Genomic DNA, 15,051 nt, shown 5'->3' on the forward strand with positions numbered 1-15,051 from the left:
ACGGGCATGATCGACTCAGCGGCGGACCAGCGGCGGACCAGCGGATCGGGAGTTGTGGCACGATGACGGACAGTCAGGACTGGATGTGGGCGGCCGCGACGGAGACCGCGCCCGCGCCTTCGCTGCGTCCGGAGGTGCCGCACTCCGCGCGCATCTACGACTTCTTCCTCGGCGGCAAGGACAACTTCCCCGCCGACCGGGAGGCGGCGGTCGAGATCGCACGCGTCTGGCCCAGCCTGCCCGTCTCCATGCGCGCCAACCGGCAGTTCATGCGGCGCGTCATCCACCAGCTGGCCACCGAGCACGACATCCGCCAGTTCCTTGACCTGGGCACCGGCCTGCCGACCGAGCCGAACGTCCACCAGGTCGCCCAGGCCGTGCATCCGGACGCGCGGATCGTGTACGTGGACAACGACCCGCTCGTGCTCGTGCACGCCCGAGCGCTGCTCACCGGCACCCGCGAGGGCCGGATCAGCTACATCGACGCGGACCTGCACGACACGGAGGCGATCCTCGCGTCCCCGCAGCTGCACCAGATCCTGGACCTGACCCGGCCGGTGGCGGTCAGCCTCTTCGCCATCCTCCAGTTCGTCACCTCCGAGGACGCCGCCCGCGCGATCATCCGCAACCTGGTCGCCCCGCTCGCCTCCGGCAGCCTCCTGGCGCTGTCGACCGTCACGGCGGACAGCAACCCGAAGGAGGTCGAGGAGGGCCTCGCCGTCTACGCCGCACGCGGCATCCCGGAACGCGCCCGCACCCGCGCCGAGGTCGCGGCCCTGCTCACCTCCGCCGGCCTCGAGGTCCTCGACCCCGGCGTCCAACTGGTCCACCGCTGGCACCCGGACGAGACCTCCGCCGCCCTCCCGGACGAGCACGTCCAGATGCACGGCGCGATCGCCCGCAAGCCGTAACTCTTGTCGCCGCTCGCCAGAGCACGTCACAGCGGGGCGGAACACGAGTCGCGCAGGACCAGGCGCGGCTGGACGTCGATGTGCACGACCGGCATCGACGACGCGTCGCCCAGCGCGCCCAGCGCACCCTGCGGGCTCAGCGCGCCCAGCGCTTCCAGCAGTGTGCGGACGGCGAGTTGGCCGACGCGGCGCTTCGCGGGCGAGACCGCCGTCAGCGGTGGGACGGTGAACTCGGAGAACTCGTCGTCGTAGGCGACAAGCGAGAGCTTGCCCGGGATCGGGAAAGCGTCGGCCAGGCCGCTCTGCAGCAGCGCGAGCGCGTCCTCGTCGGAGTGGCAGAGCAGGGCGGTGACGCCGTTGGCCGTCAGGTCGGCGGCCAGGGCGCGGGCCGACTCCGGGGTCCACTGCGGCCAGCCCGGCACGTCCGCGCCCGCGATCGGGGGCATCGCCGTGGGCAGGCCCAGTTCGGTGTGCGCGTCCTGCCAGCCGCGGCGTACCGCGAAGGCGGTCGGCGTGTCGCCGCGCACGAAGAGCGCGATGCGTTCGTGCCCGAGGGCGTGCAGGTGGCGGACGGCGGCCGCCGCGCCGTCTTCGTGGGCCGAGCGCACCCAGGACGTCGACGCGGCTGCCGCGCCTCCCGCCCGGCGTTCGACCAGCACCGTGGGGACGGGCAGGGAGGTGGCCCAGTCGGTGACGATGCCACCGTCCGGGTCGGCCGAGGCCGGGGCCAGCAGCAGGCCAGCGGCGCCCGCGTCGAGCAGGCCGTGGACCAGGTCAGCCTCGCGATCCGCGCTGTACTCGGACACGGCCAGCAGCAACCGTCCTCCCACACGCGCGAGTTCGGCGCGCACGCCCTCGACGATGCCGGTGAAGTAGTACGCGGACTTGGGCACCAGCATCCCGACCACCGGACCGGCGGCCTCGTCCTGCGCGATCGCGGGGGCGAGCTCCTCCGGCAGCTCCCGGCTCGCTCCCTCCGGGAGCACAGCGCCTCCGTGCACGCGGCGCACCCGGCCCTCGGCGGCCAGGGTCTCGATGTCCCGGCGGATGGTGACCTCGGAGGCGCCCAGGGCCTCGGCCAGATCCGCCACCTTCGCCACGCCGCGCCTGCGGACGGCGGCGAGGATCTCGGCTTGTCGCTGCGCTGCGAGCACCGGCCCCCCTCAGAGCTCCACGCGGTGGTGAACCCCGACCCGAGTCCGCGTGGTGCGGAATCTAGCAGTCGGGCCGAGAGGCGAAAACCCCAACTGCTTACGTTTCTGCGTGCTTGGCTTCGTTTCTGATTGTTATTCATCGAATCTCTTGACACTCGATCAGATTCGCTCAAAGCTCTCCGTGCCGCGAACCGACGACGTCACGAGGTGATCAGGTGTCACGTGCACGACGCTCCCACCGCACCAGAACGCTCGGCTTCCTTCTCGCAACCGCCCTCGGCCTGGCCGGACTTGGCACGGTCGCCCCCACGCAGGCCCGCGCCCAGGCAAACGCCCAGGCCGGCGCCCAAGGAACCACCACCTACGTCGACTGCTCCCAACCCGTCGACGGCAACGGCACCCAGGCGTCCCCGTACAACTCCCTCGCCGACGTCAACGCCATCGTCTTCGCCGCGGGCGACACCCTCGCCTTCGCCGACGGGACGACCTGCACCGGCACGCTGTCGCCCCAGGGCAGTGGCAGCGCCTCCGCGCCCGTCACGATCACGGACTACGGCAACGGCGCGCTGCCCGTGATCGACGGCGCGGGCGCGGCCTCGGCCGTCACGCTCACCAACCAGGACCACTGGACGGTCGAGAACCTCGACCTCACCGACAACGCGGCGACCGAGGCCCAGCGCACCGGCCTGCTGATCCAGTCGACCGACGGCACCGCGCACACCGGCTACACCGTCCAGAACCTGGTCGTCGACGGCGTCGCGGGCGAGACGAACAAGGCCACCCAGAGCACCGCGTTCGTCTACTCCGCGGGCATCGAGTTCGGCGCCAGCAACACCGGCTCGACCCTCGACGACGTGCTGGTGACCGACAACCAGGTGAGCAACGTCGGAGGCGGCGGCATCAAGGTCCGCACCGGCGCGCTGACCGACCAGGGGTCGAACGTCCTCGTCGAGGACAACACCGTCTCCGACGACGGCGGCGACGGCATCGTCGTCGAGTACGCCGACTCCCCCGTCATCCAGGACAACACCGCGACCGGCCTGGGCACCGGGACCTACCCGTGGACCGGCGGCAACTTCGCCGGGATGTGGGTGCTGGGCGACCACGACCCGACCATCCAAAGCAACGTCGTCACCGGGACGATCATGTCCGCCTACGACAGTGAGGCCTTCGACTGCGACTGGGGCAACACCGGGACCTGCACCGTGCAGTACAACCTGACCTACCACAACGCGGGCGGGTTCTTCCTCAACTGCGACGGCTGCGGCACCTCCGGCGCTCCCGCCGAGGTGGTCCGCGACAACATCTTCCAGGACGACTGCCGCAGCATCAGCAGCGGCAACGCCGCGACGCTCTCCTTCTACGACAACGACGTCTACTGCCCGGACACGGCGTTCAGCGTGCAGTGGCCGACGAACAGCACGATCGAGAACAACGTCTTCGTCGGCGAGTCCAGCTCCAGTCTGCCCACCGGGAGCGGGACCAGCTACCTGTGGAACGTCTTCCAGGGCGTCCCGCGCCCGACCGCCAACGGCATCGCCGCCGACCCGAAGTTCGTCGACCCGGGCACCGTCGCGCTCACCCCGGCCGCCGCCACCGGCTTCCGACTCTGCGCGTCCGCGCCGGGGTTGGCCAACGGCGCGCCCGTGGCGAACAACGGCGGCCGGGACTTCTTCGGCAACCCCGTCTCCGCCACCGCCAAGCCCGACCGCGGTGCCTACAACGGTCCTGGCGTGTCCGGCTGTTGAAAGTATTGCCACCCGGCAGCGCGTTCGCTTTCATGTTCATGCCCAAGTGAACACGAGTGAGCAGAACATGAGCAGAAAGGAGCCTGATCCATGCGCACCTTACGCATCCGCGCGGCAAGTGCCGCGCTCGGAGCCGCGCTCGCGCTGACCGGGGCCCTGGCGGGAAGCACCGCCGCGCAGGCGTCGACCACGGCGACCTCCGGCGACGGCGCACCGCTCGCGGTCACCCCGCCCATGGGCTGGAACGACTGGGCCCACTACCAGTGCGGGGTCAGCGAAGCGGTCGTCAAGGCCAACGCCCAGGCGCTGGTCAGCTCGGGCCTGGCCGCCAAGGGCTACAACACGGTCACCGTGGACGACTGTTGGCTCGCCTCCAGCAGGGACGCGGGCGGCAACCTGGTCGCCAACCCGACGCTCTTCCCGGACGGCATGGCCGCGCTCGGCAGCTACCTGCACGGACTCGGCCTCAAGTTCGGCATCTACGAGGACGCGGGCTCCCAGACCTGCGGCGGCTACCCGGGCAGCGGCGTCCCGAACGGCGGCGGCGCGGACCACTTCGCCCAGGACGCCAAGCTCTTCGCCTCCTGGGGTGTCGACTACCTGAAGCTGGACGGCTGCAACGTCTACCAGGCCAAGGGCCAGACCCAACTCCAGGCCTACCAGGCCGCGTACGCGGCGGAGAACGCCGCGCTCAAGGCGTCCGGACGCGACATCGTCTTCTCCGAGTCCGCGCCCGCCTACTTCCAGGGCAGCGGCGAGGGCGGCACCCCGGACTGGTACACCGTCCTCGGCTGGACCGGCCAGTACGGCCAACTCTGGCGCGAGGGCTGGGACATCGCCACGTACGACGCGTCCAACCCCACCGCGGACCGCTTCTACAGCGTGCTCAACAACTACGGCTACGACCGCTGGCTGGGCCGCTACGCCTCACCCGGCGACTGGAACGACCCGGACTTCCTGATCGCGGGCGACTCCGGGATGACCCCGGACGAGTCGCGCAGCCAGATCGCGCTCTGGGCCATGCTGAGCGCGCCGATGATCCTCTCCTCCGACGTCTCCTCGCTGTCCGCGCAGTCGGTCGCCGACCTGGGCAACAGCGACGTCGTCGCGGTGGACCAGGACCCGCTCGGCAAGCAGGGCGCGGTCGTCTCCTCCGACGGGACCACCGACATCCTGGCCAAGCCGCTGGCCAACGGCGACCGCGCGGTCGCCCTGCTCAACCGGGGTTCCACCGCCGAGACGGTGAGCACCACGACCGCCGACGTCGGCTTCACCGGCGGCAGCGGCTGCACCTGGTCGGTCAAGGACCTGTGGGCCGGCACCACCACGACCAGCACCGACACGCTCACCGCGACCATCCCCTCCCACGGCACGGCGATCTTCCGGGTCAGCCCGTCCTCGGGGTGCGGAGCCACGGTCCCGACGGGGCAGATCGTGGGCAACGGCAGCAAGTGCGTCGACGACTCCGGCAGCGGCACCGCCGACGGCAACCCGGTCATCCTCTACACCTGCACCGGAAACGCCAACCAGCGCTGGCAGTTGGACACCGCCGGCGCTGACGTCACCGTCCGCGCCCTCGGCAAGTGCCTCTCCGTGCAGGGCGGCGGCACAGCCGACGGCACCGCGGTCGTGCTGGCGACCTGCACCGGCGCGGCGGGACAGCTGTGGAGCTACGGGCAGAACGGCAACCTGGTCGACACCCACTCCGGCCTCTGCCTCGACGTCTACGGCGGCGGCACCGCCGACGCCACCAAGCTCGACGCCTGGCCGTGCGGCAGCAACCAGCTCAACCAGATCTGGTCCCTGCCGGTCTGACCAGGAGAAAGTGTCCTCCCTCACGCAAACCCCGAGGTCGGTGACGGGCCGCAGTCAATACAATCACGGGACCGTCGGCCTTCCGGGCCCGCGCCCTGCTGCCAGGCAGGGCACGGTCCTGGCAGGTCAGTTCACCAACTTGTGGGGTTGCACCAATGCTGACGATGCAGGAAGCTCTGCTCGCCCTCAACACGTACTGGTCGAAGCAGGGGTGTCTGGTCGCCCAGCCGATGAACAGTGAGGTCGGCGCCGGAACGCTCAACCCCGCCACCTTCCTTCGGGTCCAGGGCCCGGAGCCGTGGCGGGTCGCCTATGTCGAGCCCAGCGTGCGCCCCGACGACTCGCGCTACGGGGAGAACCCCAACCGCCTGCAGACGCACACCCAGTTCCAGGTGATCCTCAAGCCCGAGCCGGGCAACGCGCAGGAGCTCTACCTGGGCAGCCTCAAGGCGCTCGGCATCGACATCGAGGCCCACGACGTCCGCTTCGTCGAGGACAACTGGGCCTCGCCCGCACTCGGCGCGTGGGGGCTCGGCTGGGAGGTGTGGCTGGACGGCCTGGAGATCACCCAGTTCACCTACTTCCAGCAGGCCGGAGGCCTGACCCTGGACCCGGTGTCGGTGGAGATCACCTACGGCCTGGAGCGCATCCTGATGGCCCTTCAGGGCGTCAGCCACTTCAAGGACATCGTCTACGCGCCCGGCGTCACCTACGGCGAGATCTTCGGCCAGGCCGAGTACGAGATGAGCCGCTACTACCTCGACGACGCCGACGTCGACACCAACCGCGAGCTCTTCGAGGCCTACGCCAAGGAGGCCCGCCGCCTGCTCGACCTGCGGCTGCCGGTCCCGGCCTACTCGTACGTGCTCAAGTGTTCGCACTCCTTCAACGTGCTCGACGCCCGCGGCGCGATCTCCACCACCGAGCGCGCGCGCTCCTTCGCCCGGATGCGCGGCCTCGCCCACGAGGTGGCCGAGCTGTGGGCCGAGCGCCGCGCCGAGCTGAACCACCCGCTGGGCACCGGGACCGGCGTGACCGAGACCGCCCAGGACACCGCCGAGCCCACTCCCGCCCCCGAGCCGGACGGACGGCGGACGCTGGCCTTCGAGATCGGCTTCGAGGAACTGCCGCCCGCCGAGGCCGAGCGCATCGTCGACTCGGTGCGGGAGGCCGTCGAGACGGGACTCGGCGCGACCCGGCTCGGCCACGGCGCCCTGCACGTCGCGGCCACCCCGCGCCGCGTCGTGGTGACCCTGGACGCCGTGGAGCCCGCCGAGCCCGACGGCGAGCAGTCGGTGCGCGGCCCGCGCGTCTCCGCCGCCTACGACGCCGAGGGCGCGCCCACCCCCGCGCTGCTGGGCTTCGCCCGCAGCCAGAACGCCGACCCGGCCGAGCTGACCCGCGCCGAGTTCGGCGGCCGGGAGCACGTCGTGCTGACCCGCCTGGTCCGCGGTCGCTCGGCCCAGGCGGTGCTCGCGGAGGTGCTGCCCGCAGTCGTCTCCGGCCTGCGCGCGGAGAAGAACATGCGCTGGAACGCCTCCGGCCTGTCCTTCAGCCGCCCGATCCGCTGGATCCTGGCCCTGCTCGGCGACGAGGTCGTCCCGTTCGAGGTCTCCGGCCTGGTCGCCGGTCGGACCACCCGCGTCCACCGCACGGCGGCGCAGCCCGTCGTCGAGGTCGCCGTGGCGGACGGCTACATGGAGCTGCTGGCCCGCCACGGGATCGTCGCCGACACCGCCGCCCGCCGCGCCGTCGTCCAGGCCGGCGCCGTGCAACTGGCCGCCCAGGTGGGCGGCGTGGTGGACCTTGAAGGCAACAAGGCCCTGGTGGACGAGATCACCAACCTGGTCGAGTTCCCCACCCCGATCCTCGGCACGTTCGACCGCAAGTACCTGGACCTGCCGGACCAGATCCTCACCACGGTCATGCGCAAGCACCAGCGCTACCTGCCGGTCCTCGACGCCGAGGGCAGGCTGCTGCCGTACTTCATCACCGTCGCCAACGGCGCCTGCGACCAGGACGTGGTCCGGCGCGGCAACGAGGCCGTGCTGCGGGCGCGTTACGAGGACGCCGCGTTCTTCTGGCGCGCCGACCTGGACACCCCGCTCGAAGCGATGCAGGAGCGGCTGCAACTGCTCACCTTCGAGGACAAGTTGGGCTCGATGGCCGACCGGGCGCAGCGGATCGCGTCCACGGCCACCGAGTTCGCCTCGCAGCTGCCGATCGGCGCCCGCGACCTGATCACCCTGGAGAAGGCGGCCGGGCTGGTCAAGTTCGACCTCGGCTCGCAGATGGTCACCGAACTCTCCAGCCTGGCCGGCGTCATGGCCGAGGTCTACGCCCGGCAGGCGGGCCAGCCCGCGGAGGTCGCCCAGGCGCTCTTCGAGACGGAGCTGCCCCGCCACTCGGCCGACCGGCTGCCCGAGTCGACGGCGGGCGCGCTGCTGGCACTCGCCGACCGCGCCGACCTGCTCTCCGGCCTGCTGCCCCTCGGCGGCGCGCCGACCGGCGGCTCCGACCCGTTCGGTCTGCGCCGGGCCGCGCTCGGCGTGGTCAACATCCTCCGCGCCCACCCGGCGCTCTCGCCGCTGACGGTCTCCGGCATGCTGCGGATCGCCGCCGAGCGGCAGCCGCTGGACGTCTCCGTCGAAAGCCTCGACGAGGCAAAGCAGTTCGTCGTCCGCCGCTTCGAACAGCAGCTGCTGGAGGCCGGCCACGCCGTCCAGGACATCCGCGCGGTGCTGGCGCAAGCCGACCGCCCGGTACGGGCGGCCGCGCGCCTCGCGGAGCTCGAAGCAGCCCACGGCACCGAACCGTTGGCGCTGGCGACCGCCGCGGTCCAGCGCGTCCTGCGCATCGTCCCTGCCGGGACCGAGCCCACGCCCGACCCCACGCTCTTCTCCGCCACGGCCGAGAACGACCTGCACCAGATCGTCGTCAAGCTCCGCACCATCCTGGGCGACCACCCCGACCTGACGGCCTTCCTCCAGCAGAGCCGCCCGCTGGTCGAGGCGGTGGACGCCTTCTTCGAGGGCGTCATGGTGATGGACCAGGACCTCACCGTCCGCGCCAACCGCCTCGCGCTGCTGGCCACCGTCCAGCAGCTGGTCACCCCGATCCTCTCCTGGACCGAGCTCAAGTGACCCGGAAGTGACCCGGAAGTGACGCGGCGCCGGTCGCGCCGGTGCCGGTCCGTCCGACGGGACGGGCCGGTGTCGGTGCGACCGGCCCGGCACAGGCGGGACCTGTCAGTCCTGGTACTGCCATCCGGTGATGTGCTCGATCGCGATGGTGACGAGCGCGCCCTCGGGACGGGTCTCCCGGTAGGCGCGGTACTTGGCCGCGAGGAGGTCGAGCGCGCGTTCGCGCTCGGGGCCGTGCTCCCCGATCTCGGCGTGACCGTCGACGCGGACCCACCACAGCTGGGTCCAGTCCTCGTCGTAGTGGTCGACCAGGACGCTCACCTGCGGATTCTCCCGAATGTTCGCCAGGCGGCGCAGCTCGCTGGCGCTCTTCGGCTTGTGGTCGATCGCGAAGTACAGGCGATCGCGCTCGCAGACGAACGTGATCGGAACCAGATGCGGTGCCCCTGCCGCCGACGCGGTGGCCAATCGGGCGGACCTCGCCCGTTCGAGTCGGCTGCGACACTCCTCCGACGTCAGTCTCATGCGGTGAACGTACCTGCTGGCACTCGTCGCAAGGCGGTTCTCTTCGCACGGCGCGGCTGAGTCTTCCATCGTCCGAACAGACGATGAGTCAGTTAGAAGGCGTAGCGCGCTCATAGGGACGTCCAAAGCCGGCCGGAGGCCCGCCCGGCGCTCGGAGTCGCGTGCAACAGTCCGGCAGTGAGCAGCGAAAAGACACTTGCACCGCGTCCGCGTCCGGTCGACGACGCGCCGGACCGGGCGGGCGTGCGCGAGGTGCTCGCGCTGACCGGGCCGTGGCTTCCGGTCCTCTCGTTCCTGGCCAGGTTGCCCGCCGCCCTCGCTCCGACCGGCACGCTGATCATGGTCACGGCCGCGTCCGGGATCGGGAACGCGAGCCTGGCGGCCGGTCTGCTCTGGGTGGGGCAGGCCGTCGGCGGGCCGCTCATCGGGCGGATCGCCGACCGCCGGGGCCATCGGGGCGCACTCGTGGCGGCGTCCCTGCTCAACGCCGCGGCCACCGCCGCATTGGTGGCCTCAGTCACCACCGGGCAGTCGCTCGTCGTCCAGGCGCTCTGCTCTCTGGCAGCAGGACTGACGGTCCCTCAGATCGGACCGCTCTCCCGAGCGCGCTGGGTCGCGCTCATCGCGCGAACCCCGGGTCGTCAGGACGAGCGCCAACTCGTCGCCAGGGCGCTCTCGTTGGACACCCTGCTGGACGAACTCGGCTTCATGGTCGGCCCGGCGCTGGCGGGCTTCCTCGCCGTCGGCATCCGTCCCGCCACGGGGGTGGCGGTGGCCGCGCTGCTGACGGGCGTGGCCGGTACCGCGTTCGCCCGGCATCCGAGCGCGCCCGGTCCGGTCAGGCACTCCGGCAGCGGCAGCAGGTCGCGTCTTCTCTCGACGCCCCTGCTCCTGCTGCTGGCCCTCGCGCTGCTCCAGGGGATGGTCTGGGGCGCGGCCAACGCGGGGGTGAACGCCCTGGCCAGGACGCTGGGCGACCCGGGGATGGCCGGGCCGGTCTGGAGCAGCATGGCGGTGACCAGCTGCGCCGCCGGTCTGGTGGTGACGGTCCGCCGCAGGACGGTCCGGCTCACCGCGCTGCTGCGCGTCGCGGTCGTGGCGCAGGCGGTGCTGGCCGTGCCGCTGCTCGCGGTGCACGGGTTCGCGACGGCGGCGCTCGCCGTGGCAGCGGTCGGCGTGGCCGTCGCGCCCCATCTGATCGCGATCTTCGGGCTGGCCGAGACCGTGGCCGCCGCCGACCGGATGGGCGAGGCGATGACCGTGCTCGGCAGCGGGCTGATCGTCGGCGAGGGGATCGCCGCCCTGCTTGCCGGGCGGCTCGCCGCGACCCACGGCTATCCGGCGGCCCTCGGCACCGCCTGGTGCGCGTCCGCCCTCGCCGCGGTCGTCGCGCTGCTCTTCGTGCGCCGGGCGCGCTTCGACCCGCCCGCCACGCCCGACGCGCCGGGGGTAGCTGCGGTGGCGAGGGGCTCGGGCAGCGTGGTTTGATCGCCCTACCCGGCCCGTTCCGCCCAGCACCGCTCAGCCAACCCAGCACCGCTCAGTCGACCCAGCACCGCCGAGTCAGGCCGGCCCAGCACCGCCGAGCAGCATGCGCAGGAGACGTCGCGACGTGACCACACCCCCCGAGGAGGCCGGAGCGTCCGGTCCCGGGCTGGACGAGGCCGTGCTCAGCGCGCTCTTCACCCAGTCCCCGGTGGGGCTCCAGGTCTACGACCCGCAGCTGCGCCTGGTGCGCGTCAACACCACGACGCGGTTCCTCAGCGACCGCCCGGTCGAGGAGCTGCTGGGCCGTCCGATGACCGAAGTGCTGGACGCGTTCCACGTCGAGGACGTGGACGAGCTGATCGCGGCCACCCAGCAGGTGCTCACCACCGGCACGCCGGTGCGGGAGCGCCGGGTGCGGCTGCACGACCCGGATCCGGAGGCGCCGGTCCGGGTCGCCTCGGCGTCCAGCTTTCGGCTGGAGGGCGCCGACGGCACGGTGCTCGGCGTCACCGCCGCGATCGTCGACATCACCGAGCGCGTGCGCGCCGAGGAGCGACTGGAACTGCTGGACCGGGCCGCCAACACCGTCGGCACCACCCTCGACCTCTTCCGCACCGCCGAACAGCTCGGCGACGTCGTGGTCCCGCAGCTCGCCGACACCTTCTCCGTGCACGTCTTCGACGCCGTGCTGCGCGGCGAGGCGCCGCCGTCGGACACGGACCTGCCGACGCTGGCCCTGCACCGCGCGGTCTTCCGCCGCGCCGCCACCCGAACGCAGCAGCCGCCCAGGACCACGGTCACCCGCAACGACGCGGTCGGCGAGTACGGGGTCGGCAGCCCGTTCCACCGGGCGCTGACGGAGCTGCATCCGGTGCTGATCGAGCGTCTGGACCCCGACGAGCAGCCGTGGCTGGACCCGGTTCACCGGCGGCGCGACGAACTGCTGCTGGCCTCCGGCGCGCACTCGATGATGGTGGTCCCGCTGCTGGCCCGCGGCGTGGTGCTCGGCCTGGCGTCCTTCTACCGCTGGCGCAGCCCCGTGCCGTACGACCACGACGACCTGACGCTCGCCGAGCAGCTGACCTCGCGGACGGCGTTGTCCATGGACAACGCCCGCCTCTACAACCGCGAGCGGTGGGTCGCGGGCGTCGTCCAGCACACCGCGAGGGACACGGGGACCTACTCCCAGTCCGCCGTCGAGGCCGCCCAGGCCTACCGGCCCCCCGGTGCCTCCAGCGTCTGGTTCGACGTGCTGCCGCTCTCGGGCGCCCGGGTCGCCCTGGTCGCCGGTGAGGCCCTCGCGCCGACCGCCCACGCGGCCGCGGCCCTGGGCGAGCTCCGCGCGGCGGTCGCGGCCCTGTCCGAGCTGGACCTGCCGCCGGACGAGCTGCTGACACGGCTTCAGGACATCGTCAGCCGCAACACGCCCGGCGGCGGCTCCGCCGAGCTGGCGGCGGACCCCCGTCGCCCCGTCCCGGCCGCCTGCCTGTACGCGGTCTACAACCCGGTCACCCGACGCCTGCGCGCGGCGAGCGCCGGCGGTCCGGCCCCGGTGGTCGTCACCCCGGACGGAGCGGAGCTGCTCGACGTCGTCCCCGGCCCGGCGCTGGGCCAGGGGGTCGGCGACTACGCCGTCGCCTTCCGCACCCTCCCGGAGGGCAGCCTCGTCGTCCTGCGCAACGGCGCACTGGCTCCCCCGGACCAGGACGACGCGAACGCCGCGTCGCCCTATGCCGACCTGTTGCGCCCGGCCCTCGCCGACGCCCGGCTCCCGCTGCGCGACCTGTGCGTGACCGTCCTCGACGCCCTCGCCCCGCATGCGACGCGCGAATCGCACCCGGACGCGGCGGTCCTGATCGCCCGTCCCCGCGCGCTCGGGCCCGACCGTGCCGTCACCTGGGAGCTGCCGAACAGCCCCCGTTCGGTGGGCGAGGCGCGTGAGCTGGCCACGGAGCAGTTGGCCGCCTGGGGCCTCGCCGAGCTGGTCGACGACGTGGCCCTGGTCGTCAGCGAACTGGTCACCAACGCCGTCCGCCACGCGGACGGCCCCGTCCTGCTGCGGCTGATCCGCGACCGCGCGCTGATCTGCGAGGTCAGCGACGACAGCAGCACCGCACCGCACCTCCGCCGCGCCCTGGACACCGACGAGGGCGGACGCGGCCTCTTCATCACCGCCCAGCTCTCCGAACGCTGGGGCGTCCGCCCGGCCCGCCGCGGCAAGACGATCTGGGCGGAGTTGCCCCTGCCCTAGGGCCTGCGGAGCAGCCGGCCGAACAGCCGGCTTCGCAGCGCCCCGGCCAACCGGAGCAGCAGGTAGAACGAAGCCCCCAACGGAAGCAGCAGGAAGGCGAAGCGCACGAAGTCGGCTGTCGCCGCGATCGCATGCCCCGCTGTGACGGCGGCCACGGCGAGCCGCAGCTGCCCGTCCATCGCGGAGACCGACTGGGCGGTCACCTGTGGCAGCGCGATCAGCGTGTACCCGATCTGGAACACCAGCAGCGAGGTGCTGACCAGAACCCAGACGGTGACCAGCCGTCTCGACCGAGCGGCCAGACGCGCGCCAGGCGCGGGCCCGCGCCGCAGCACGCCGCGCAGCACCGGCCCGACCTGGCCGAACAGGTCGGGGACGCCGGCCAGGTCGGAGAGGATGTAGTAGCCGTCGAGCCGCACGATCGGCACAAGCTGCTGCAGCACCTCGAAGTGCCCGAGGTAGACCGCCGCCAGCAGCACCCCACTGCCCGTGCCCGCATAGCCGCCGAACAGCGCGAGCATGAATACGATGTTGAAGTAGACCCCGCCCAGATCCGTTCGGAGCCGGTCCGCGCGTGGACGACGGTAGACGTCGGTGACATCCGTGAAGAACGACGGCCACAACAGGTAGACGCCGAAGCCGATCCGGCCCGGCCGGGCGCCGCCGTAGCGGCAGGCGGACGCGTGCCCGAGCTCGTGGAAGAGCAGCGAGGCGACCGTCAGACTGAACAGCGCCAACAACTCCCCCGGGCTGCCGACCGCCGCTTCGAGCGTGCGCGCGGCACCGTGCACCACGAAGAACCAGGCGTCGGCGGAGGCGAAGGCCGCGAGAACGAGAGTCACCACGACGGGGTGGTGCAGCAGGAGCAGAGGGGACGTCAGCCGTCTGACCAGGGACGGTCGCACCAGTGTGGCGCGGCCCTTCAGTCCGAGCAGCAGGTCCGCCGACGGTGCGTCACCCGGGACCTCGTCGAGGTCGCCCGGACACACGGCGACGCCGAGCGGCCCGAGCTTCTCCCGGATGAGGAACTCCACGTTCTCCGCGCAGAGTTCGCGACCGAAGGTGGCGCTCACCCGCGCGGCGATCTGGTCGCTGGTGCGGAGGCCGTCGACGGCGCAGACGACATGGTGCAGCAGTTGGGACAGTTCGACGACCTGGCCGTCCGCGCGCCGCACGGTGTAGACGGACTCCGTCGTGCCCGACCCATGGAACCTGCCGTGAACTTCCAGGCCCACAGTGGTGCGTGGGATCCAGCCGCCGGGAGCACCGTCGTCCGGCTCGGGCCTTCGGGCCTCGCCACGGCCGCGGGGGCCGGGGAGCGTGGGCGCCGGAGTGGGCGACGTGCTGGTCCCGACGGAACGGACCGGCCGTGAGCTGTGTGCCGCGTGCTTCCCCATCGCCCTCTCACTCGTGTGCGTTGTCGGCCGCGCCTCCGTGTCCCCTGCCGCCCGGGGGAGCGTGCGACGGGGGACACGGAGGGCTCGTCTCGAACCTCTCAGCAGCTCAGGTCAGGTCAGCAGCGACCCCCGCGGTCACCACCCCGGTGGTCGCCCCGGTCACCGCCACGGTCGCCGCGGTGGTCACCTCCACGGTGGTCGCCGCCCCGGTCGCCCTGGTGGTCGCCCCGGTGGTCTCCCCGGTGGTCCCCGCCGTGCCCGTGCTCCGAGCGCGGGTCGCAGTGGCGGTCGCCGCCCTGGTGACCGCGGTCCCACGTCCCGTTGTGGTGCGTGTCGCCGTGGCCGGTGGTCGGGCAGTCGCCCCGGTGGTGGGTGGGGATCATGCTGCAGGGGTGCGCGCTGCCGCCGCAGTCGAAGCGGAGGACGCCCAGGGCCTCGCGGCCGGGGAGCAGTCCGGCCTTCTGCGAGGCGAGCTCTTCGGTGCTGAACACGTTGTTCCTTCCGAATCAGTGGATTCCCCGAATGGGGTGGTCGTCGGATGCCGGGCCGCTCTGCACGGGGGGTTCGCCCCGGCATCCGACGGGAATGGACGTTAGAAGCGGGTCGGACGCCGCTTCAA

General features: G+C 72.2%; 10 protein-coding genes. 6 read left to right on the top strand and 4 right to left on the bottom strand.

Translation table 11 applies throughout. The features are described 5' to 3' along the window. The first annotated feature begins 62 nt into the window (after positions 1-62). Positions 63-911 carry an SAM-dependent methyltransferase gene (locus I2501_RS15305; protein WP_196194528.1) on the top strand — a complete coding sequence of 283 codons (849 nt, stop codon included), beginning with the start codon at positions 63-65 and terminating at the stop codon, positions 909-911. Positions 912-937: 26 nt separating this feature from the next. Here the strand turns inward: I2501_RS15305 and I2501_RS15310 are convergent, their stop codons facing one another. Continuing rightward, entirely contained in the window at positions 938-2,065 is a 1,128-nt protein-coding gene (locus I2501_RS15310; protein WP_196194529.1) for a substrate-binding domain-containing protein, read from the bottom strand. A 215-nt stretch (positions 2,066-2,280) separates the two neighbouring features. Here I2501_RS15310 and I2501_RS15315 point away from each other — a divergent pair, with 215 nt between their 5' ends. From I2501_RS15315 to I2501_RS15325, 3 genes are all read left to right on the top strand, one after another. Continuing rightward, on the top strand, positions 2,281-3,813 hold the full coding sequence (locus I2501_RS15315) for a right-handed parallel beta-helix repeat-containing protein (protein ID WP_328806380.1): 1,533 nt from the start codon (positions 2,281-2,283) through the stop codon (positions 3,811-3,813). A gap of 90 nt (positions 3,814-3,903) precedes the next feature. After that, a complete protein-coding gene (locus I2501_RS15320; protein WP_196194530.1) occupies positions 3,904-5,628 on the top strand; it encodes a ricin-type beta-trefoil lectin domain protein in 1,725 nt (574 codons plus the stop codon). Positions 5,629-5,792: 164 nt separating this feature from the next. After that, the gene (locus tag I2501_RS15325; protein ID WP_236046351.1) at positions 5,793-8,771 is read left to right on the top strand and encodes a glycine--tRNA ligase; all 2,979 of its coding nucleotides are present in this window, start codon (positions 5,793-5,795) and stop codon (positions 8,769-8,771) included. Between the two features lie 105 nt (positions 8,772-8,876). Here I2501_RS15325 and I2501_RS15330 read toward each other — a convergent pair whose 3' ends face one another. Continuing rightward, positions 8,877-9,296 (bottom strand): TIGR03668 family PPOX class F420-dependent oxidoreductase, encoded by a 420-nt coding sequence (locus I2501_RS15330; RefSeq protein WP_196194532.1) that lies wholly within the window; start codon positions 9,294-9,296, stop codon positions 8,877-8,879. A gap of 177 nt (positions 9,297-9,473) precedes the next feature. Here I2501_RS15330 and I2501_RS15335 point away from each other — a divergent pair, with 177 nt between their 5' ends. Both I2501_RS15335 and I2501_RS15340 read left to right on the top strand, forming a co-directional pair. After that, positions 9,474-10,784, top strand: coding sequence for an MFS transporter (locus tag I2501_RS15335; RefSeq protein ID WP_196194533.1), 1,311 nt, complete (start codon positions 9,474-9,476; stop codon positions 10,782-10,784). 124 nt (positions 10,785-10,908) lie between these two features. After that, positions 10,909-13,035, top strand: a complete 2,127-nt coding sequence (locus tag I2501_RS15340; protein ID WP_196194534.1) for a SpoIIE family protein phosphatase — start codon at positions 10,909-10,911, stop codon at positions 13,033-13,035. On the opposite strand, the gene I2501_RS15345 is transcribed toward I2501_RS15340, so the two are convergent. Both I2501_RS15345 and I2501_RS15350 read right to left on the bottom strand, forming a co-directional pair. Continuing rightward, positions 13,032-14,432: a zinc metalloprotease gene (locus I2501_RS15345; RefSeq protein ID WP_196194535.1), complete on the bottom strand. Its 1,401-nt coding sequence runs from the start codon at positions 14,430-14,432 to the stop codon at positions 13,032-13,034. The two genes, I2501_RS15340 and I2501_RS15345, sit on opposite strands and share 4 nt — an antisense overlap. 116 nt (positions 14,433-14,548) lie before the next feature. Beyond that, a complete protein-coding gene (locus tag I2501_RS15350; protein WP_196194536.1) occupies positions 14,549-14,923 on the bottom strand; it encodes a hypothetical protein in 375 nt (124 codons plus the stop codon). Positions 14,924-15,051 lie beyond the last annotated feature (128 nt).

This window comes from Streptacidiphilus fuscans (assembly GCF_015690355.1).
GTDB lineage: Bacteria > Actinomycetota > Actinomycetes > Streptomycetales > Streptomycetaceae > Streptacidiphilus > Streptacidiphilus fuscans.

Excerpts from the sequence above, each read along its gene's own strand:
- I2501_RS15305 (WP_196194528.1), top strand. The coding sequence starts at position 63 with ATGACGGACAGTCAGGACTGGATGTGGGCGGCCGCGACGGAGACCGCG.
- I2501_RS15320 (WP_196194530.1), top strand. The coding sequence starts at position 3,904 with ATGCGCACCTTACGCATCCGCGCGGCAAGTGCCGCGCTCGGAGCCGCG.
- I2501_RS15325 (WP_236046351.1), top strand. The coding sequence starts at position 5,793 with ATGCAGGAAGCTCTGCTCGCCCTCAACACGTACTGGTCGAAGCAGGGG.
- I2501_RS15330 (WP_196194532.1), bottom strand. The coding sequence starts at position 9,296 with ATGAGACTGACGTCGGAGGAGTGTCGCAGCCGACTCGAACGGGCGAGG.
- I2501_RS15345 (WP_196194535.1), bottom strand. The coding sequence starts at position 14,432 with ATGGGGAAGCACGCGGCACACAGCTCACGGCCGGTCCGTTCCGTCGGG.